This is a genomic window from Pseudomonas sp. GW821-FHT07G10 (genome assembly GCF_059418545.1).
The window spans coordinates 590155-609128 of record NZ_JBWKQB010000001.1; the positions used below are offsets into that span (position 1 = coordinate 590155).

Below are 18974 nucleotides of genomic sequence, written 5' to 3' on the forward strand. Positions count from 1 at the left end.
CTTTTAGTGTCGTCGATTGTCCGAAAGCGACCTGCTGCAAGCGGTACCGTTATAAAACCGTTGGTACCTCTATCTCCTGTAGGAGCACAGCTTGCTGGCGATGCGAACACCCAGGATTTAGCTGAATGACCGCGGCGATACCATCGCGAGCAAGCTCAGCTCCTACAGGGGGCATGGGATGGGTCAGTAGTGATACCACTTCACTTCAAGCATCACCTCGTTCTCGGGGGATGCCAAGTGGCTGAACTCGCGCTGCGCGCTGAGCCGCAAGCCGAGGTTGCGCGACAGCTCCCACTGTTGATTCAGGCTCAGGCTGCGGCGTACTTCGTCATTGGTGAAGTAATCGCCTTTGGCTTCCAGGCTGAGATTACCCAGCGGGTTTCGCCAGAGCAGGCCGGTGTTGAAACCGGCTGCCGGGGCGATGAAGCCGGCGAAGTCGGTGTTGTGCTCGATGCGCACGGTGCCGAGGGCAAAGCCGAGCATCTTGTCGCTGAGCCGCCAGGTGCCGCCGGCGCCACCATTGACGTGGCTGACCAGTGTTTCATCGTCATGCTTGCCCGGCACGCGCTCCAGACCGCCCATGACTTGCCAGGACAAGGGTTGCAGCAACTCGTTACGCGGGGTTAGCGAGCGGATGGTCGCCAGGTCCAGTTGCTGCAACTGCCATTTATTGCCTTCGTACTGGCGCAGCTTCATCTGGAGGATTTCGATCTGTGCACCAAGGGGGAAGCTTTCGGCATTGTCGTTGAGGTCGTGATAGGCCATGCGCAGGCCATATTCGCCAAAGACTCTGTCGCCCCGGGTGCCGATACCGGCTTGCCAGGTGCGCGATTGGTGACCGTTCTCGGGTAGGCCAGGGCGTTCGATCGAAAGCTGCGGCGCGGGATTCTGACTGATCGCCCGCAATAGCTCGAAACTGCGTTGCGAGCGCTGTGGATCGCGCTCCAGGCCGTTGGCGCGGTAGCGTTCAAGACGGTAGGCGGCGTCGATGATCAGAGCCTGACGGGGCCGTGGTTGAGCCTTGAAAACCGGATCCTGCAAATGCTGCTGGTCGGCACTGACTTTCAGCACCCAAGCCTGTTCTTCGCCGGTCAATGGCTCGGCGCGGTTCAGCAACTCGCGTTCGCGGGACGGTCGAAAGTCGATCTTCTCCACCAGTGCGGCTTCCTTCACGGCTTTCACGGTGTCGGTGGGGATGGCGGTCAGCGGGAATTGTTCGGTCAGCTTCAGGCTCGGTCGCGCCACTTGCAGCAGTTCCAGCAAGCGGTAGGAGCAGTTTTCGTCGAAGAAGAAGTAGTCGAACCGGATCTGCTTGAGTTCCCAGATATGCTCGACCATGCGCTCGGTTTCTTCCTGGGTCAGGTTCAGCTGGTATTCCCACAGGTCGCGGTTTTCCAGGCTGCGGTATTCCGAGAGTTTTTCCTGGTAGGGCACCAGTGCGAACAGGCCGGGATAGCCGCCCATCAGGCCTTTCCAGGCGTAAAGGATGCTGTTGTCCGAGCCTTCGATATAGGCGCCGAAGTTGATCGCGTAGCTGAGCAGGGCAGTGTGATCGCGTTGTACGTCGGCCTGGTCGATTCGCAGTAAGGTATGACCGAACATCGACGAGGGGCTGTTCAAATAAGCCGCCGGGAAAATCATCACCGCGCTGTGTGGCGCGACGTCCTTGAACCACTGCTTGAATTCGGTGCAGTCCACGGCCGGTAAATCAGTCAGGTTCAGCTGCGCTTTCAACCATCGGGTTCGCGCCGGGTAAACGCATTGCGCGTGTTTTTCGCCGGCGCTGGCCGGCGCGTACAACGCTTGCAGGGTCGCGTTCAGCTCGGCGTCGGGATGATGGGCGCCATCGGTGGCGAGGAAAAACTTCGCATCGCTGACATAGCTGCGCCAGCCGCCGAGCTTGGCGGTTTCATAGTGACCCAGGGCAATCCAGAAGGGGGTCTTGGCCAATTGCTGCAAACGTTGATTGTCGATATGAGGCGCGGCGGACAGCGGGACGCAGACACAGAGCGCCAAGCAGGCAAGGCGTTTGAGCATGGTGGGCAACTTAGAATTCGATAAGAAAGACCCAAGGCGGGACAGGTCCAAAAAACAAATCCCGCCCCTTCAAAGGAGCGGGAGGGTCGAGCTTAAGCCGGGGTAGCATATTTGGCCAGACGAGCATCGCCTTTCAGTACGGCCAGGGTATTGGTGTGCACATCCTCGGCGGTCACATCGGCCTTGTTGAAGATTTGCTGGAAGTGCTCATGGGTGACAGCAGCGAAATGCGCGCGGTCTTCAGGCGCCACACCGAGCACCACCGCGTAGGTCGTCAGCGCTTCGCCCTGACCCTTGGCCATGTCTTCGGACAGCTCGTTCATCATGCCATTCATGGCAATCCAGGACTTGCCACCGTAGGTCAGCTCAGCGTTGGTCGCGCAGCCGTTGGTGCCGGAAGTCATTCCGAAAGTTGCGTTGCCAGAAGTGCCGTTGGTGGTAGATGCCAGGAAGTGGGCCGGGGTGCCACGCTGACCTTTGAACAGCATATTGCCCCAGCCGCAGTCCGGACCGCCTGGCGCCTGGGCCATTGCATTGAGAGATACAACGGTGAAGAGAGTACCGAGAAGAATCCGTTTCATAGCTATGTTCTCTTTTGGACAAGGGGGTCTGGCCCGTGCCGGTGCCAGTTGGGCCGGTTATTAGTCCAGCCGCGCAGTCTGGAGTTTAGGCACGAACCAGGGGTTCCGTGATTTTTTGCAAAACATTCCTCAAAAGAGCCATTTACCCCGGCCCGCCTTGGGTTTGTTACTTGTCTATGCTTTCGTCTACAGCGTGCCTTGCCAGCCGGGTACACCCGGCGCCAGAATGCCGTTATCTGCCCCGCCTGATGTAAGGAAGCCCGATGCCTGATCCTGTTGCTGCCAGCTTGCGTCTAGCGCCCGAAGCGCTGACACGTCCGTTTTCCGCTGAACAGTTCAGCTTCTCTACAACCAATGATCTGGAGCCTTTTCGCGGTGTGCTAGGCCAGGAGCGTGCGGTCGAAGCGTTGCAGTTCGGCGTGGCCATGCCGCGCCCCGGTTACAACGTGTTTGTCATGGGAGAGCCCGGCACTGGCCGGTTTTCATTCGTCAAACGCTACCTCAAAGCCGAAGGCAAACGTCTGCAAACCCCGGCGGACTGGGTCTACGTCAACAATTTCGATGAGCCGCGCGAGCCACGTGCGCTGGAGCTGCCCTCGGGCGCGGCCGGTGCTTTCATTACCGATATCAATGGTCTGATCGATAACCTGCTGGCGACCTTCCCGGCAGTGTTCGAGCACCCTTCCTACCAGCAAAAGAAAAGCGCCATCGACCGCGCGTTCAACCAGCGCTACGACCGCGCACTGGATGTGATCGAGCGCCTGGCCCTGGAAAAGGAAGTCGCCCTTTATCGCGACAGCACCAACATCGCCTTCACCCCGATGAGCGAAGGCAAGGCGCTGGACGAGGCCGAGTTCGCGCAACTGCCGGAAGCCGAGCGCGAGCGTTTCCACACCGATATCGCCGTACTGGAAGAACGCCTCAACGAAGAGCTGGCGAGTCTGCCGCAATGGAAGCGTGAATCCAGCAACCAGATGCGCCACCTCAACGAAGAAACCATCACCCTGGCCTTGCAGCCGCTGTTGGCGCCTCTTTCGGAAAAATATGCGGAAAACGCCGCGGTGTGCGGTTATCTGCAAGCCATGCAGGTTTACCTGCTGAAAACCGTGGTCGAGCAATTGGTCGACGACAGCAAGACCGACGCGGTGGCCCGCAAGCTTCTGGAAGAACAGTACGGCCCCAGCCTTGTTGTCGGGCACCACGCCAGCGGCGGTGCGCCAGTGGTATTCGAGCCGCACCCGACCTACGACAACCTGTTCGGCCGTATCGAATACGGCACCGATCAGGGCGCGCTCTACACCACCTATCGACAATTGCGCCCGGGGGCTTTGCATCGGGCCAACGGTGGTTTCCTGATCCTCGAAGCCGAGAAAATGCTCAGCGAGCCGTTCGTTTGGGATGCGCTGAAGCGCGCGTTGCAGTCGCGCAAACTGAAAATGGAATCACCGCTGGGCGAGCTGGGGCGGCTGGCAACGGTAACGCTGGCACCTCAGGTTATTCCGTTGCAGGTCAAGGTCGTCATCATTGGTGCGAGGCAGCTTTACTACGCGCTGCAAGACCTGGATTCGGATTTCCAGGAAATGTTCCGGGTGCTGGTGGACTTCGACGAAGACATCCCGATGGTCGATGAAAGCCTTGAGCAGTTCGCTCAGTTGCTGAAAACCCGTACCTCGGAAGAAGGCATGGCGCCGCTGACCGCTGATGCCGTGGCGCGCCTGGCGACCTACAGCGCACGCCTGGCCGAGCATCAGGGGCGGTTGTCAGCACGTATCGGTGATCTGTTCCAGCTGGTCAGCGAAGCGGATTTCATCCGTCATCTGGCCGGCGACAAGATGACCGATGCCGGGCACATCGAACGTGCCTTGAAAGCCAAGGCGACCCGCACTGGACGCGTTTCTGCGCGGATTCTCGACGACATGCTGGCGGGGATCATCCTGATCGACACCGCGGGCGCGGCGGTGGGCAAGTGCAACGGTCTGACGGTGCTCGAAGTCGGTGACTCGGCGTTCGGTATACCGGCGCGGATTTCCGCCACGGTCTACCCGGGCGGCAGTGGTATTGTCGACATCGAGCGTGAGGTCAACCTTGGGCAGCCGATCCACTCCAAGGGCGTGATGATCCTTACCGGGTATCTGGGTAGCCGCTACGCCCAGGAGTTCCCGTTGGCGATCTCCGCGAGTATCGCCCTGGAGCAATCCTACGGCTATGTCGACGGTGACAGCGCCTCTTTGGGCGAAGCCTGCACCTTGATTTCGGCGCTGTCGAAAACGCCGCTCAAGCAGTGCTTTGCAATCACCGGGTCGATCAACCAGTTCGGTGAGGTTCAAGCGGTCGGAGGGGTCAACGAGAAGATTGAAGGTTTCTTCCGTCTCTGCGAAGCCCGCGGTTTGACGGGTGAGCAGGGCGCGATCATCCCGCAGGCCAACGTCGCGACCTTGATGCTCGATGAGCGCGTGCTTTCGGCGGTGCGGGCCGGGCAGTTCCACGTCTACGCGGTGCGCCAGGCTGATGAAGCACTGAGTCTGCTGGTCGGTGAACCTGCCGGCGAGCCGGATGCAGAGGGGCAATTCCCTGAGGGTAGCGTCAACGCGCGGGTGGTTGAGCGTCTGCGAGTGATCGCCGAAATGGTCAGCGATGAAGACCTCAAAGAAGCAGAAAAAGAAGCGGAAAAAGAGGCAATTCAAGAGGCGCTGGCAGCGGCCAAACCTCTCTGAGGCTGACCTGTGGCGAGGGGGAGAGCCTCTTCGCCACAAAACTGACGTCAATGTTCGAAAAATGACCATTTGGTGCCGCTGGTCTTCGCAGACCATGCAGTCCAGACTTTTCCTCTATTCTCAGGGCAAGGATATCGACAGTAATCACTGGATCGAGACAGCCTTCCTGTGGAGGCTGAATACCGGATCTACCGAGGGTCGCCGCTATGTCGCGCAACCTCAGCCTTACCCGCCAATGCCTTGGCCTGGTTACCCGTATCGAATGCAGCATTCGCCCGCTTGCAGGGGATACAGGTATGTGGACCTTACTCTTCGCCGCCGGAATGGCCGGAGAACAACCTTCCGCCATCAAGGCTCAAGGCCCGTTTCATGGGCCTTTTGTGGCCGAATCGATCCTTGAAACCATCGTTGAAAGCCTGACGTTACATGGCTACGAACTGGCCGATGATCCGCAAATCTGGTGCCTGCACCTACAGGCGCAGTTGCGGGAAATCAACGGCGGGCGCTGTCGCCCCTCGGGCGACTTTTGAATGCATCCTGGACACTGAAACGCTTACTCGACAGGGTTTTCTGTTTCCGCTTTGTCGAGTTTGACCTCGAAGCCATATTCGACAGTGTTCAGTTCGGTGCGCTGGTAGGTCTCCAGATGGGTCGGCTGGCCGTAGAAGTAATGCACATCCGATAACGCCGGCCCGTCGGCGGTCGCGCTATGACTGACCGCAAGAATTTCCTTCAAGTAATTACCGCTGTCGTCCTTGGCGTAAAAGCGCCAGTCCTGCGACGGGAACAACTTCTGGTCGACAATCAAGGCATTGCCCTTGAGCTCGAGACCTTTAGGCAGCTGGCCTGCTGCGAGGGTGTTTTTTTTGATGCTGGCGAGAAAAAATGGCACAGAACCGATGGCGTAGGTCGGTGTTTCCGGAAACAGATTCAGGTCGTAGGTGATCGTGGCGCGTAGCGGATCGACCTGGAAGGCTTCAGGTGGCAGCTCTATGGGGCCGGCGCGTTTGCCGTTCTCGTCTTGAGTGAAGAAGGTCACGGGTGTGTCGCCGGCACTGAAAGAGGAGCCCAGTAGCTCATCATTGAAGGTTTTCGGATGATCGAATTCGATGCGCGCAGCACTGGGGTCTTCGACGGATTGGCTGATGGTGATGCTTTTCTTCAGTTTGTCCTCGTCGAGGGTCGCGTCCTTCAGCCAGGTCGCTGCCTGGTCGTCATACACCACCACGGGCAGTGAGAGGCTCTGGATGGTTCTCTCGGTGGTGTTCCTGTCGAACCGACGCACCGGTAACTGCAGATCCTTGCGTGTGACCGTGGCGCCCGAGAAGTCGAGCACGCTGACTTCCAGGTTCTCGATCGCGCCGTTGAAGTAGACCTTGGTGTAATGGCTGGTCTGCTGGTATTCGAATGTGCGCTGTTCATCCTCAAGCTGTTTCTCGAAGGTCTCGCTCCAGGCCTTCTGCTTCTGCATTTCGGCCAATTGTTTTTCATAGAACGCGACTTGTCTGGCGTTCTCGTTGATCGAGCCCGAGCGCGCGAGGAATTGCCCGGTCGTGTCTTTGGCCTGAACAATCAGCGGGTTGAGCGGAGTTGCACTGACCTCAGGTGCCAGCGATGCGCTGTTACTCAGTTCGATTTCCGCGTAGTTCTTTCCCAGGGTCAACAGCGTGACGGTGATGTTTTCATCGGTGCGCTTTTTACCCACGTCCTTTTTTGTCAGGTCAAAGGTGAATACCTTGCGCGGCGCGATGACTTCCACCTTGCCCTGTAGTGTCACCGGTTGAGGCTGATTTTTGTTTTCGACTTCCAGGCCTTCGATGTAGGGGTAGGTTACCGTCAGATCATCGGGGTTGGTCAGGTTGGAGCTCGAAGGACTGAACTGAATGCCGGGATCGGTTTCCGACCATTCGGGCTGGAAGGGAACGACTTTTTTGTTGCTTAACGTTACCGACTGCCATTCCAGATCGTGAGGAAACGGGAACTCTGCTGCCATGCTGAAGTTGAAGGGGAACACCGGCTGCAGGTCGGTCAGGTAGTCGGAGTCGGACGATTTACGCAGTACGAACAGACCGTTGATGTAGGTGTCGACGAAGGCTTGCGGGCTTGGATAGTGTTTAAGCAAGGCCATGGCATCTTCACCGTACTCGGTTTCGATGGGCTTGCTCTTGAGTTTGAGTTGGGCGCGCTCAAGCAACAGTAAAGAGCCGCCGAGATTGGCCACGGCGTCCTTGAGTTTCGGATCCTCGATAGCGTCCAGAGACTTCTCGAACTGCGCGGTCTTGTCTTCGAGACTGGTCTGCGACTTCCCATCGCTGGGTGAGCAGCCGCCGCAGATCAGTAGTGCGATGAACAGGCCAACACTCGCTAAAGGGAATCGCAAATCCATTGTTCAGTCTTCCTGTCCGACGTCAGTGAGCTGCGTGAATGTCTTCGACACTAGCAGAAAAAAACCTTGGCAGACGCGCAGGTCATGGATTTCTCTGCGGTTTATGGGTTTTTGACCGGCTGATATACTTGCCGCCATTTTCAGACCTGATGTGAGATTTAATGGAACGCTTTATCGAGAATACAATGTACGCCTCGCGCTGGTTGCTGGCGCCTATCTACTTCGGTCTGTCCCTTGGCTTGCTGGCCCTGGCCCTGAAATTCTTCCAGGAAGTCTCGCACGTTATCCCCGACGTGTTCTCAATGGCCGAGTCGGATCTGATTCTGGTGTTGTTGTCGTTAATCGACATGGCGCTGGTGGGTGGCTTGCTGGTGATGGTGATGATTTCCGGTTACGAAAACTTCGTCTCCCAGCTCGACATCGATGAAGAAAAGGAAAAGCTCAACTGGCTTGGCACGATGGACTCCTCTTCATTGAAAATGAAGGTGGCCGCCTCGATCGTGGCGATTTCCTCGATTCACTTGCTGCGCATATTCATGGATGCGAAGAATGTCGATCCTGAGCATCTGAAGTGGTACGTGATCATTCACATGACCTTCGTGATCTCAGCCTTCGCCATGGGTTACCTGGACAAGTTGACCAAGCACTGATTGCTCTGAGCGAAGTTGTGAGCCGCCCGGCCGTTGCAAAACGGACGGGCGGTGGCGTTTCTGGCTTGTGCTTTTGTGCGGCGAGGCATATGCCTGTAACTGTCCTGGGCCAAGTTTAAGTTGCGCGAGGTGCGGTCATGAACCTGCAAGAGTTGAATGCTTATGCGATCGCCGGGAAGGTTGACGAGCTGAACCTGATCTCGCTCGAAGGCGGGATTTATTTGATAGAAGCGCGCATACATGGCGCGGCCTATCCGTTGAGCGACACTCATGGCCAGATGCTTCATCTGCGTTCGGTGGAACACGCGCGCGAAGTCCTCCATGCCTTTCCGAAGCTGCCGTTCAATCTGATTCACACCTCGGTTCACGATGAAATGTGTGGGATGTCGGGCAGCGCCGAGGAAAGCTTGCGGGTGCCGATCGCTTTCCATTCTGCCTGACGGCTCGGATGCGCGTTCATCACGGGGCCGACTTGTGTGCTAGTCTGCTCGCCCTTTTGGTTCCGGGCGCCCCGGAATGCGCTGTGCACGCACGGCAATTTCCAGAGCCGTCCGCACAGCGGAGCAGCGTTATGTCCGAAGTAAATCTGTCCACCGACGAAACCCGCGTCAGCTACGGTATTGGCCGTCAGCTGGGCGACCAACTGCGTGACAACCCGCCACCGGGCGTTAGCCTGGACGCGATCCTGGCAGGTCTGACCGACGCCTTCGCCGGCAAGGACAGCCGTGTTGGCCAGGAAGAAATGTCCGCCAGCTTCAAGGTTATCCGTGAAATCATGCAAGCCGAAGCGGCAGCCAAGGCTGAAGCGGCTGCTGGTGCTGGTCTGGAATTCCTGGCTGAAAACGCCAAGCGTGACGGCATCACCACTCTGGCTTCCGGCCTGCAATTCGAAGTACTGACTGCCGGTGCTGGCGCCAAGCCATCCCGTGAAGACAGCGTGCGTACTCACTACCACGGCACTCTGATCGACGGCACTGTATTTGACAGCTCCTACGATCGTGGTCAGCCTGCAGAATTCCCGGTCGGCGGCGTGATCGCTGGCTGGACCGAAGCCCTGCAACTGATGAACGCCGGTAGCAAATGGCGTCTGTACGTGCCGAGCGAGCTGGCTTACGGCGCGCAAGGCGTTGGCAGCATTCCGCCGCACAGCGTACTGGTATTCGACGTCGAGCTGCTCGACGTACTGTAAGACCTGAATGTAGGAGCCGAGCTTGCTTTCGATGGCATCGACACGGTTTCATGATTAAACCGGGTTATGCGCATCGCGAGCAAGCTCGGCTCCTACAGGTTTTGCGTCAGTCATATCTGGAACTTTGTGTTCAGATCATTCACAGGGCGCAGTGCCCGCGCGTAGCAGAACAGAAACAGGTTGCGCACCAACTCCTTGAGCACCACGGGTTCGCTGGAACTCAGGCCGTTGACGTCCAGGTCGCCTTGATCCTGCAGCTCATTCAATGCTTCTTCTTCCAATACCGCACAGACTTCCCCGGTTTCCCGATGCAGGATCCTGAGGTAAGGGTGTGGGCGGTCCAGCCAGGCATCGATCAAGTAAGTCATGGTTCTCATCTCCTTTAATGGGATCCGATGAGAATAGTTCTTATTCAATTAATGGCAAGTACCTATTGGCGGTTTCTGTTTTTTCTGTGCGGGCATTGTTGTCAGTCAAAAGGACTGGCCTTTTGCTATTGATGCGGGGGTGTTTGCAGGGGGAGGGTGAAGCGCCATCCCGCACAAGGCGCGGGATGGAAGCCGCAGGCTCAGACCTTTCTGACGAACTCGGACTTGAGCTTCATCGGGCCGATGCCGTCGATCTTGCAGTCGATGTCGTGGTCGCCATCGCACAGGCGGATGTTCTTGACCTTGGTGCCGACCTTGACCACCAGTGACGTGCCTTTGACCTTGAGGTCCTTGATCACGGTGATGGTGTCGCCATCTTGCAGGACATTGCCGACCGAGTCCTTTTTAACGGATTCGTCGGACGTAGCCTCGGCTTCGCCGCTAGCGGACCACTCGTGGGCACATTCCGGGCAGATCAGATGGGCGCCGTCTTCATAGGTGTATTCGGAATTGCATTTCGGGCAGGGTGGCAACGTGCTCACTAAGGCTCCTTGGATTCAGGATGGCTAAAAAGCGCACATTATATAGGGTTTTGGTGGGACGGGTGGAGGGCGGTGTTACGCGCTGCTGTAGCAGCGGCTGCGTCGGGTCGCGAAGCGACCCTTGGCGGTCTTGGTCTTAGTGCGTGCGGGCGACTGCGAACTCGCTCAGCTCGACCAGTGCATCACGGTATTCGCTGGCTGGCAGCGCTTCGAGGCAGGTGATGGCGCGCGCCACGTAATCGCGGGCCAGTTGTGCGGTGTAGTCCAGAGAGCCGGAGGCTTCCACGGCGGCGCGGATGCTTTCGAGGTCTTCGATACCACCTTTCTGGATCGCCTGGCGTACCAGTGCAGCTTGCTCGGCAGTGCCTTCGCGCATGGTGTAGATCAGCGGCAGGGTTGGTTTGCCTTCGGCCAGATCGTCACCGACGTTCTTGCCCAGGGTTTCGGCATCGCCGCGGTAATCCAGCAGGTCATCAACCAGTTGGAAGGCCACGCCAAGGTGATCGCCAAAGGTGCGCAGCGCTTCAGCCTGTTCAGGCGTGGCGTCGGCCAGGACTGCGGCACTGTGGGTCGAGGCCTCGAAGAGCATTGCGGTCTTGCCGCGGATGACTTCCATGTAGGTTTCTTCGGTGGTGCTGGCGTCACGAACCTTCGACAACTGCAACACTTCGCCTTCAGCGATGATTCGCGTGGCTTGCGAAAGGATCTTCATCACTGGCATCGAGCCCAGTTCGACCATCATCTCGAAGGAGCGCGAGTACAGGAAGTCGCCAACCAGCACGCTCGGGGCATTGCCCCACATGGCATTGGCGGTCGAGCGGCCACGGCGCATGCCTGACATGTCGACCACGTCGTCGTGAAGCAGGGTGGCGGTGTGCAGGAACTCGATGGTCGCGGCGAGCAGGCGCATGTCATCGCCTTCGCGACCCAGGGCCTTGCCACACAGCAATACCAATAAAGGGCGCAGGCGTTTACCGCCGGCCGAGGTAATGTAATCGCCGATTTTTGATACCAGCGGCACTCGGGAAGTCAGCTGCTTCTTGATGATGCCGTCGACGGCGCTAAAATCGTCCGCCACCGCGCGGTAGAAAGCTTGGGGTTGCATCAGCGACAGGTGCTCCAGAAGGGTTGCGCGGCATGCTAGGACTCAGGTCCGCAGGTGTCAAGGCGCTATACTCAGCCACTTGCATCGCCTTCCCCGCTTGCGTACAATCGCGCACCCTGAACTTCCTGGGCAGCACCTGCCTTACGCAATTGCATCTGGGCCGTTCCAGCCTCATGCAGCCATGCCAGCCAATACCTCTTCTTATAAAGAGCTGGGTGAGCAGGATTATCGGAGAAATACCATGTCTTATGCAGTAATCGTTACTGGTGGCAAGCAATACAAGGTCGCCCCAGGTGAATACCTGAAGATCGAAAAACTGGAAATCGCTACCGGCGAATCCGTTACTTTTGATCGCGTTCTGTTGGTTGCCAATGGCGACGACGTGAATATCGGTGCTCCAGTTGTTCCTGGCGCTACCGTTGTGGCTGAAGTGATCTCCCAAGGTCGTCACGATAAAATCCGCATCATCAAGTTCCGTCGCCGTAAGCACCACATGAAGCGTATGGGCCACCGCCAGTGGTACACCGAGATCAAAATCACCGGTATTCAGGCTTAATTTCAGCCTAATTCCTCACTAGGAGAATTGAACTCATGGCACACAAAAAAGCTGGTGGTAGTACCCGTAACGGTCGCGACTCAGAAGCCAAACGCCTTGGCGTGAAGATGTATGGCGGCCAGGTTATCATTCCGGGCAACATCATCGTGCGTCAGCGCGGCACCCAATTCCACGCCGGTTACGGTGTTGGCATGGGTAAGGATCACACTCTCTTCGCTAAAATCGAAGGCGTGATCAAGTTCCAGGTTAAGGGCGCCTTCGGTCGCCGTTACGTGAGCATCGTCCCGAAGACTGAAGTCGTCGCGGCGTAATTGCGTAGTTGCTGGAAAAGCCCTGTCTTGCGACGGGGCTTTTTCGTTTGTGGGGTGAGTCTCTTGCAAAACTGTTTGTATGGGCTGCTGGCGCTGGATTGTGCGGTCGTTGATTGAGGTCGCTGCGCTCATTTTTGCAAGAGTCTTATGTCTTAGTGTTTTTCGGCTCGTCCGTATGGCGAGAGGCGTTTTGTTATGAAGTTTGTTGATGAAGTTTCGATTCGAGTAAAAGCTGGCGACGGCGGCAATGGTTGCATGAGTTTCCGTCGGGAAAAATTCATCGAAAACGGTGGTCCGAACGGTGGTGATGGTGGTGATGGCGGCTCGGTCTTCATGATCGCCGACGAAAACCTCAACACCCTGGTGGACTATCGTTACACCCGGCACTTCGATGCCGAGCGTGGCGCCAACGGCGGCAGCACTGACTGCACCGGTAAAAAAGGCGAAGAGCTGGTGCTTCGGGTTCCGGTCGGTACCACCGTCATCGACTCTGCTACGCAAGAAGTCATTGGCGACCTGACCAAGGCCGGCCAGCGTCTGCTTGTGGCTCATGGCGGCTGGCACGGTCTGGGCAACACCCGTTTCAAATCCAGTACCAACCGCGCGCCGCGCCAGACTACGCCGGGCAAGCCGGGCGAGCAGCGTGATCTCAAGCTGGAAATGAAGGTGTTGGCTGACGTCGGCCTGCTGGGTTTGCCGAACGCCGGCAAAAGTACCTTTATCCGTTCGGTCTCGGCGGCCAAGCCGAAAGTTGCCGATTATCCGTTTACCACGCTGGTGCCAAACCTGGGTGTGGTCAGCGTCGATCGCTGGAAGAGCTTCGTCATTGCCGACATTCCGGGGCTGATCGAAGGGGCTTCCGACGGTGCGGGCCTGGGGATTCGCTTCCTCAAGCACTTGTCGCGTACCCGTCTGTTGTTGCACCTCGTCGACATGGCGCCGCTGGATGAAACCAGTGCTCCAGACGCTGCTGAAGTCATCGTTAGCGAGTTGACCAAGTTCAGCCCGTCCCTGGCTGAGCGTGATCGCTGGTTGGTGCTGAACAAGTGCGACCAGATTCTTGAGGAAGAGCATGAGGCTCGGGTCAAGGAGATCGTTGATCGTCTGGAGTGGACTGGTCCGGTCTACGTAATCTCGGCCATCGCCAAAGAAGGTACCGAGCGCCTGACGCGCGACATCATGCGTTATCTGGAGGATCGTGCCGATCGTCTGGCTAACGACCCGGTCTACAGGGAAGAGCTGGCCGAGCTTGATCAGAGCATCGAAGATGAAGCCCGTGCCCAGTTGCAGGCCCTGGATGACCAGCGCGCCCTGCGACGCAGCGGTGTGAAGTCGGTCCACGACATCGGCGATGATGACTGGGATGAAGAAGATGTGGATGATGAAGATGGTCCGGAAATCATTTACGTTCGTGACTGATTCATTTGTGGCGGCCTCGCCCTTGCAGGAGTGAGGCCTGTCGGCAATGACGGTTTATCTGGTGGGGGGCGGTGTTATCATCGCTCGCAAGCCAGTTTCCAAGGCGCCGCTCTTTAGAGCGGCGTTTTGGTGTCTGTAAAACGCAAATACGAATAATCGCATGGGTGGCGCTGGGTCGCGCCGCTCGCCGGCAAAGGTTGGAAGATGATGCGGAGCAAGGTGACAGGTGCGCAGCGTTGGGTCGTGAAGATTGGCAGCGCTTTGCTGACGGCTGACGGCAAAGGGCTGGATCGCGCGGCAATGGGTGTCTGGGTTGAGCAGATGGTCGCGTTGCATGAGGCGGGTGTCGAGCTGGTGCTGGTGTCCTCAGGGGCGGTGGCGGCGGGTATGAGTCGCCTTGGCTGGACTGCACGACCCAGTGCGATGCATGAGTTGCAGGCCGCTGCCGCCATTGGTCAGATGGGGCTGGTGCAGGCCTGGGAGTCGAGCTTTGCCAAGCATGGCCGGCACACAGCGCAAATTCTCCTGACTCACGATGACTTGTCCGACCGCAAGCGTTACCTCAATGCTCGCAGTACCTTGCGCGCGCTGGTTGAGCTCAAGGTCATTCCGGTGATCAACGAGAACGACACGGTGGTCACCGACGAAATCCGTTTCGGAGACAACGATACCCTGGCAGCGCTTGTGGCCAACCTGGTCGAGGCTGATCTGCTGGTGATTCTCACGGATCGTGACGGCATGTTCGATGCTGATCCGCGTAACAATCCCGATGCCAAGCTGATTTACGAGGCGCGTGCCGATGATCCGGCGCTGGATGCGGTCGCGGGCGGCACCGGCGGTGCGCTGGGTCGTGGTGGCATGCAGACAAAATTGCGCGCGGCACGTCTGGCGGCGCGTTCGGGGGCTCACACGATCATCGTGGGTGGGCGTCTGGAGCGGGTGCTGGACCGTTTGAAGGCGGGCGAGCGCATCGGCACCTTGCTGTCACCTGAGCGTGGCATGCTGGCGGCACGCAAGCAATGGCTGGCTGGGCATTTGCAGACTCGCGGCACGCTGGTGCTGGACGAAGGGGCGGTATCGGCGTTGTCTCAAGGCAACAAAAGCTTGCTGCCGGTCGGCGTGAAGCTGGTTCAGGGCAGCTTCCGTCGCGGTGAGATGGTGGTGTGCGTGGCGCCGGATGGTCGTGAGATCGCTCGTGGTCTGGCCAACTACAGTGCGCTTGAGGCGCAAAAAATCATCGGTCAATCGTCTGAGGCGATTGTCGGTTTGTTGGGTTACATGGCGGAGCCGGAGCTGGTTCACCGCGATAACCTGATTCTGGTTTAAGGAAAACGCGTATGCGCATGGCAAAAGGGTTGTTGGGGCTGCTGTTGGCGATGCCGCTGCTGGCTTCGGCGGAAGAAATCGGACAGGTATCGACCGTGTTCAAATTCGTCGGGCCGAATGATCGTATCGTCGTCGAGGCTTTCGATGATCCGAAGGTCGATGGCGTGACTTGCTACCTGTCGCGCGCCAAGACGGGTGGTGTGAAGGGTGGGTTGGGATTGGCTGAGGATCGGTCGGAGGCGTCCATCGCTTGTCGTCAGGTCGGGCCGATCAGCTTCAAGGGTGAGCTCAAGGATGGTGAAGAGGTGTTCAAGGAGCGCACGTCCCTGGTGTTCAAGACCATGCAAGTGGTGCGTTTTCTCGACAAGAAGCGCAATACCCTGGTTTATCTGGTCTACAGCGACCGTCTGATCGAGGGCAGTCCGCAGAATGCGGTGACCGCGATTCCGATTCTGCCTTGGGCGCATCAGTGATCTGAGGATCGCTATCGCGGGCAAGCCTCGCTCCTGCAAGGTGTGCGATCCGTAGGGGGTGAGGCTTGCCTGCGAAGGCGATGTCTCGGGCGCTGCATTTCTCGGCTTTCAGGCTCAAATCGCAGGCAATAAAAAACCGACCCTGGGGTCGGTTTTTTAACAAGCGTGTCGCTTAGGCTGCAGCAGCAAGGTTCAGAGCCTTGATGTGGCCATTCAGGCGACCTTTATGGCGAGCAGCTTTGTTCTTGTGGATGATGCCTTTATCGGCCATACGGTCGATAACTGGCACGGCCAGAACGTAAGCAGCTTGCGCTTTTTCAGCGTCTTTTGCGTCGATGGCTTTAACTACATTCTTGATGTAGGTACGAACCATGGAACGCAGGCTGGCGTTGTGGCTGCGACGCTTCTCAGCCTGTTTTGCACGTTTTTTGGCGGAAGGTGTGTTGGCCACCGTCGAGCTCCTCGAAAGACTTTTTAGGAAATAGCAAACAAAATAGGCCGCGAATCATGCCGATGAGTTGAAGTCTTGTCAAGGGCGGGTGATGCGTTCCGCTGAGTGGTAGATGCGGAGCGCCGGGATATTTCTTTCCGGCGTGCGACCTGTAAACTCGCGAGCTTTGGCTCTGTGCTGTTGCGGCGCGGAGTATCGCATATGTGGGCGCTTTGTTCGCCTGCTCTTTATCTACAGGCAAAAACTCTTTCAATGAATCTGCTCAAGTCGTTGGCCGCCGTCAGCTCTATCACGATGCTTTCCCGGGTTCTGGGGTTTGTGCGTGACACCATCATCGCGCGCGCATTTGGCGCAGGGATGGCCACGGATGCGTTCTTTATTGCGTTTAAACTGCCCAATCTGCTGCGGCGAATCTTCGCCGAGGGGGCGTTTTCCCAGGCATTCGTACCGATTCTGGCTGAATACAAAAGCCAGCAGGGTGAAGAGGCGACGCGCACCTTTATTGCCTACGTCTCGGGCTTGCTGACGCTGGTGTTGGCGCTGGTCACGGCGCTGGGGATGATTGCTGCGCCCTGGGTGATCTGGGCGACCGCGCCGGGTTTCGCCAATACACCGGAAAAGTTCGCGCTGACGTCCGATCTGCTGCGGGTGACCTTTCCTTATATATTACTGATCTCCCTGTCTTCGCTGGCCGGGGCGATTCTCAATACCTGGAACCGTTTCTCTGTGCCGGCCTTTGTGCCGACCCTGCTCAACGTCAGCATGATCATCTTTGCGGTGTTCCTGACACCGTACTTCGATCCACCGGTCATGGCATTGGGCTGGGCAGTCCTGGCTGGCGGTCTGGCGCAGTTGCTGTACCAGCTGCCGCACCTCAAGAAGATCGGCATGCTCGTGTTGCCGCGCCTGAACCTGCGTGATACTGGCGTCTGGCGGGTGATGAAGCAGATGCTGCCGGCGATCCTCGGGGTTTCGGTGAGCCAGATATCGTTGATCATCAACACCATCTTTGCCTCGTTCCTGGTGGCGGGCTCGGTGTCTTGGATGTATTACGCTGACCGCTTGATGGAGCTGCCGTCCGGGGTGCTGGGTGTGGCGCTGGGGACAATTCTGTTGCCGACGCTGGCCAAGACCTATGCCAACAAGGATCGCCACGAATACTCGCGGATTCTCGATTGGGGTTTGCGCCTGTGTTTCATGCTGGTGCTGCCGTGCTCTCTGGCGCTGGGGATTCTGGCCGAGCCGCTGACCGTTTCGCTGTTCCAGTATGGCCATTTCAGTGCGTTTGACGCGTTGATGACCCAGCGAGCCTTGATCGCCTATTCGGTGGGGTTGCTCGGGATCATAGTGATCAAAGTGCTGGCTCCCGGTTTTTATGCGCAGCAAAACATCCGTACGCCGGTCAAAATCGCCATCTTCACGCTGATCGTCACGCAGTTGCTCAACCTTGCCTTTATCGGGCCGCTGAAGCATGCGGGCCTGGCGTTGGCCATCAGCGTCGGCGCTTGCATCAATGCCGGTCTGCTGTTTTATCAACTGCGCAAGAAGAAAATGTTTCAGCCGCAACCGGGCTGGGGGAAGTTTGGTCTGAAGCTGGTGGTCGCGGTGGCGGTAATGTCCGCGGTATTGCTGGGTTCGATGCGGTTCATGCCGGCCTGGGATCAGGGGCAAATGCTTGAGCGTTTCCTGCGTCTGGGGGCGTTGGTCGTGGCGGGCGTGGTGGCGTACTTCGGCATGCTGGCGCTGATGGGCTTCCGCCTTCGGGATTTCAATCGCAAGGCGTTGAACTAACGATTTTTCGCGGATAAGTACGGGTCAAACGTCGATTTTATCGGTTCGACCACTTTGGGTTGCGGTGTTGCCTGTCGTCGGCCGCCGGGTGTGGTTATAATCGACCACTTTATGAGCAAGAAGCGTGTTATGCAGCTGGTTCGAGGCCTCCACAATTTGCGCCCCCAGCATCGGGGCTGTGTCGCCACTATTGGCAACTTTGACGGTGTTCACCGTGGTCACCAGGCTATCCTGGCCAGGCTGCGTGAGCGTGCGCTTGAGTTGGGCGTACCCAGCTGTGTGGTGATTTTCGAGCCGCAGCCGCGTGAGTTTTTCGCGCCAGACACGGCTCCAGCCCGCTTGGCGCGATTGCGCGACAAGCTGCAGCTGCTGGCCTGCGAGGGTGTCGACCGGGTCTTGTGCCTGGCCTTCAATCAACGCTTGAGCAAGCTCAGCGCCGCCGAGTTCGTCGATACTATTCTGGTCGATGGCCTCGGAGTGCAGCATCTGGAGGTCGGTGACGACTTCCGTTTCGGCTGCGATCGGGCAGGGGATTTCGATTTTCTGCAACAGGCCGGGATCGTTCAGGGTTTTACCGTCGAAGCGGCGCAGACCGTTGAACTGGACGGTATACGTGTCAGTAGCACCCAGGTACGCAATGCCTTGGCCGCTGCTGATTTTGCTTTGGCCGAGCGTCTGCTCGGTCGTCCGTTCCAGATTGCCGGGCGGATACTGCATGGGCAGAAGCTGGCGCGCCAATTGGGCACGCCAACGGCCAACGTGCAACTCAAACGCCGTCGCGTGCCACTGACTGGGGTTTATCTGGTAAGTGTCGAAATCGACGGTCAACCCTGGCCCGGTGTCGCCAATATAGGCGTTCGGCCAACGGTTGCAGGTGATGGCAAAGCCCACCTGGAAGTCCATCTTTTAGATTTTGCCGGCGATCTGTATGACCGGCGTTTGACGGTGGTTTTCCACCACAAGCTGCGCGAAGAGCAGCGTTTTGCCTCTCTGGAGGCGCTTAAGACGGCGATCAATGCGGATGTCGCCGCCGCCCGTGCCTATGCCGCACCTAGCGCCAATCGCTAATGAAGAG

Annotated in this window: 19 protein-coding genes; 12 read left to right on the forward strand and 7 right to left on the reverse strand. The window is 58.0% G+C overall.

All coding sequences use genetic code 11. The features are described 5' to 3' along the window. Nucleotides 1–183 precede the first annotated feature (183 nt). Together AC07O1_RS02675 and AC07O1_RS02680 are read right to left on the reverse strand one after the other, a co-directional pair. Complete coding sequence (locus tag AC07O1_RS02675; RefSeq protein WP_495087839.1) at nt 184–2037, reverse strand: Lnb N-terminal periplasmic domain-containing protein; 1854 nt, start codon at nt 2035–2037, stop codon at nt 184–186. 92 nt (nt 2038–2129) lie between these two features. Continuing rightward, complete coding sequence (locus tag AC07O1_RS02680) at nt 2130–2618, reverse strand: DUF3015 domain-containing protein (protein ID WP_494993594.1); 489 nt, start codon at nt 2616–2618, stop codon at nt 2130–2132. 263 nt (nt 2619–2881) lie between these two features. Here AC07O1_RS02680 and AC07O1_RS02685 point away from each other — a divergent pair, with 263 nt between their 5' ends. Together AC07O1_RS02685 and AC07O1_RS02690 are read left to right on the forward strand one after the other, a co-directional pair. After that, complete coding sequence (locus AC07O1_RS02685) at nt 2882–5332, forward strand: Lon protease family protein (RefSeq protein ID WP_495011313.1); 2451 nt, start codon at nt 2882–2884, stop codon at nt 5330–5332. 206 nt (nt 5333–5538) lie between these two features. Continuing rightward, nucleotides 5539–5862 (forward strand): PA4575 family protein, encoded by a 324-nt coding sequence (locus AC07O1_RS02690; protein ID WP_494993596.1) that lies wholly within the window; start codon nt 5539–5541, stop codon nt 5860–5862. A 23-nt stretch (nt 5863–5885) separates the two neighbouring features. Here AC07O1_RS02690 and AC07O1_RS02695 read toward each other — a convergent pair whose 3' ends face one another. Further along, a complete protein-coding gene (locus AC07O1_RS02695) occupies nt 5886–7718 on the reverse strand; it encodes a hypothetical protein (protein ID WP_495087840.1) in 1833 nt (610 codons plus the stop codon). Nucleotides 7719–7879: 161 nt separating this feature from the next. Here AC07O1_RS02695 and AC07O1_RS02700 point away from each other — a divergent pair, with 161 nt between their 5' ends. The 3 genes from AC07O1_RS02700 to bamJ all read left to right on the forward strand — a co-directional run bounded on the left by AC07O1_RS02700 (nt 7880) and on the right by bamJ (nt 9557). Beyond that, nucleotides 7880–8368, forward strand: coding sequence for a TIGR00645 family protein (locus AC07O1_RS02700; RefSeq protein WP_494993598.1), 489 nt, complete (start codon nt 7880–7882; stop codon nt 8366–8368). 137 nt (nt 8369–8505) lie between these two features. Beyond that, nucleotides 8506–8808 carry a DUF6482 family protein gene (locus AC07O1_RS02705; RefSeq protein ID WP_495087841.1) on the forward strand — a complete coding sequence of 101 codons (303 nt, stop codon included), beginning with the start codon at nt 8506–8508 and terminating at the stop codon, nt 8806–8808. 131 nt (nt 8809–8939) lie between these two features. After that, nucleotides 8940–9557 carry a BamJ family beta-barrel-assembly machinery protein gene (gene bamJ, locus AC07O1_RS02710; protein WP_494993600.1) on the forward strand — a complete coding sequence of 206 codons (618 nt, stop codon included), beginning with the start codon at nt 8940–8942 and terminating at the stop codon, nt 9555–9557. A 110-nt stretch (nt 9558–9667) separates the two neighbouring features. Here bamJ and AC07O1_RS02715 read toward each other — a convergent pair whose 3' ends face one another. From AC07O1_RS02715 to AC07O1_RS02725, 3 genes are all read right to left on the reverse strand, one after another. Beyond that, nucleotides 9668–9925 carry a PA4570 family protein gene (locus AC07O1_RS02715; RefSeq protein ID WP_494993601.1) on the reverse strand — a complete coding sequence of 86 codons (258 nt, stop codon included), beginning with the start codon at nt 9923–9925 and terminating at the stop codon, nt 9668–9670. 200 nt (nt 9926–10125) lie between these two features. Beyond that, nucleotides 10126–10467: a zinc ribbon domain-containing protein YjdM gene (locus tag AC07O1_RS02720; RefSeq protein WP_494993602.1), complete on the reverse strand. Its 342-nt coding sequence runs from the start codon at nt 10465–10467 to the stop codon at nt 10126–10128. Between the two features lie 136 nt (nt 10468–10603). Then, the gene (locus AC07O1_RS02725) at nt 10604–11572 is read right to left on the reverse strand and encodes a polyprenyl synthetase family protein (RefSeq protein ID WP_494993603.1); all 969 of its coding nucleotides are present in this window, start codon (nt 11570–11572) and stop codon (nt 10604–10606) included. Nucleotides 11573–11813: 241 nt separating this feature from the next. Here AC07O1_RS02725 and rplU point away from each other — a divergent pair, with 241 nt between their 5' ends. From rplU to AC07O1_RS02750, 5 genes are all read left to right on the forward strand, one after another. Next, nucleotides 11814–12128: a 50S ribosomal protein L21 gene (gene rplU / locus AC07O1_RS02730; protein WP_003443915.1), complete on the forward strand. Its 315-nt coding sequence runs from the start codon at nt 11814–11816 to the stop codon at nt 12126–12128. A 35-nt stretch (nt 12129–12163) separates the two neighbouring features. Beyond that, nucleotides 12164–12439, forward strand: a complete 276-nt coding sequence (gene rpmA / locus AC07O1_RS02735; protein WP_150641122.1) for a 50S ribosomal protein L27 — start codon at nt 12164–12166, stop codon at nt 12437–12439. Nucleotides 12440–12634: 195 nt separating this feature from the next. Beyond that, nucleotides 12635–13858 carry an Obg family GTPase CgtA gene (gene cgtA, locus AC07O1_RS02740; RefSeq protein ID WP_494993604.1) on the forward strand — a complete coding sequence of 408 codons (1224 nt, stop codon included), beginning with the start codon at nt 12635–12637 and terminating at the stop codon, nt 13856–13858. A 207-nt stretch (nt 13859–14065) separates the two neighbouring features. Continuing rightward, nucleotides 14066–15184 (forward strand): glutamate 5-kinase, encoded by a 1119-nt coding sequence (proB, locus tag AC07O1_RS02745; protein ID WP_494993632.1) that lies wholly within the window; start codon nt 14066–14068, stop codon nt 15182–15184. 11 nt (nt 15185–15195) lie between these two features. Beyond that, nucleotides 15196–15657: a CreA family protein gene (locus AC07O1_RS02750; protein ID WP_494993605.1), complete on the forward strand. Its 462-nt coding sequence runs from the start codon at nt 15196–15198 to the stop codon at nt 15655–15657. Between the two features lie 172 nt (nt 15658–15829). Here AC07O1_RS02750 and rpsT read toward each other — a convergent pair whose 3' ends face one another. Further along, entirely contained in the window at nt 15830–16108 is a 279-nt protein-coding gene (rpsT, locus tag AC07O1_RS02755) for a 30S ribosomal protein S20 (RefSeq protein ID WP_003215870.1), read from the reverse strand. A 252-nt stretch (nt 16109–16360) separates the two neighbouring features. On the opposite strand from rpsT, the gene murJ reads away from it, so the two are divergent. After that, nucleotides 16361–17899 (forward strand): murein biosynthesis integral membrane protein MurJ, encoded by a 1539-nt coding sequence (murJ, locus tag AC07O1_RS02760; RefSeq protein WP_495087842.1) that lies wholly within the window; start codon nt 16361–16363, stop codon nt 17897–17899. Nucleotides 17900–18028: 129 nt separating this feature from the next. Beyond that, the gene (gene ribF, locus AC07O1_RS02765) at nt 18029–18967 is read left to right on the forward strand and encodes a bifunctional riboflavin kinase/FAD synthetase (RefSeq protein ID WP_495011315.1); all 939 of its coding nucleotides are present in this window, start codon (nt 18029–18031) and stop codon (nt 18965–18967) included. The last annotated feature ends 7 nt before the right edge of the window (nt 18968–18974 follow it).

Excerpts from the sequence above, each read along its gene's own strand:
- AC07O1_RS02675 (WP_495087839.1), bottom strand. The coding sequence starts at position 2,037 with ATGCTCAAACGCCTTGCCTGCTTGGCGCTCTGTGTCTGCGTCCCGCTG.
- AC07O1_RS02680 (WP_494993594.1), bottom strand. The coding sequence starts at position 2,618 with ATGAAACGGATTCTTCTCGGTACTCTCTTCACCGTTGTATCTCTCAAT.
- AC07O1_RS02685 (WP_495011313.1), top strand. The coding sequence starts at position 2,882 with ATGCCTGATCCTGTTGCTGCCAGCTTGCGTCTAGCGCCCGAAGCGCTG.
- AC07O1_RS02690 (WP_494993596.1), top strand. The coding sequence starts at position 5,539 with ATGTCGCGCAACCTCAGCCTTACCCGCCAATGCCTTGGCCTGGTTACC.
- AC07O1_RS02695 (WP_495087840.1), bottom strand. The coding sequence starts at position 7,718 with ATGGATTTGCGATTCCCTTTAGCGAGTGTTGGCCTGTTCATCGCACTA.
- AC07O1_RS02700 (WP_494993598.1), top strand. The coding sequence starts at position 7,880 with ATGGAACGCTTTATCGAGAATACAATGTACGCCTCGCGCTGGTTGCTG.
- AC07O1_RS02705 (WP_495087841.1), top strand. The coding sequence starts at position 8,506 with ATGAACCTGCAAGAGTTGAATGCTTATGCGATCGCCGGGAAGGTTGAC.
- bamJ (WP_494993600.1), top strand. The coding sequence starts at position 8,940 with ATGTCCGAAGTAAATCTGTCCACCGACGAAACCCGCGTCAGCTACGGT.
- AC07O1_RS02715 (WP_494993601.1), bottom strand. The coding sequence starts at position 9,925 with ATGACTTACTTGATCGATGCCTGGCTGGACCGCCCACACCCTTACCTC.
- AC07O1_RS02725 (WP_494993603.1), bottom strand. The coding sequence starts at position 11,572 with ATGCAACCCCAAGCTTTCTACCGCGCGGTGGCGGACGATTTTAGCGCC.
- rplU (WP_003443915.1), top strand. The coding sequence starts at position 11,814 with ATGTCTTATGCAGTAATCGTTACTGGTGGCAAGCAATACAAGGTCGCC.
- rpmA (WP_150641122.1), top strand. The coding sequence starts at position 12,164 with ATGGCACACAAAAAAGCTGGTGGTAGTACCCGTAACGGTCGCGACTCA.
- cgtA (WP_494993604.1), top strand. The coding sequence starts at position 12,635 with ATGAAGTTTGTTGATGAAGTTTCGATTCGAGTAAAAGCTGGCGACGGC.
- proB (WP_494993632.1), top strand. The coding sequence starts at position 14,066 with ATGCGGAGCAAGGTGACAGGTGCGCAGCGTTGGGTCGTGAAGATTGGC.
- AC07O1_RS02750 (WP_494993605.1), top strand. The coding sequence starts at position 15,196 with ATGCGCATGGCAAAAGGGTTGTTGGGGCTGCTGTTGGCGATGCCGCTG.
- murJ (WP_495087842.1), top strand. The coding sequence starts at position 16,361 with ATGAATCTGCTCAAGTCGTTGGCCGCCGTCAGCTCTATCACGATGCTT.
- ribF (WP_495011315.1), top strand. The coding sequence starts at position 18,029 with ATGCAGCTGGTTCGAGGCCTCCACAATTTGCGCCCCCAGCATCGGGGC.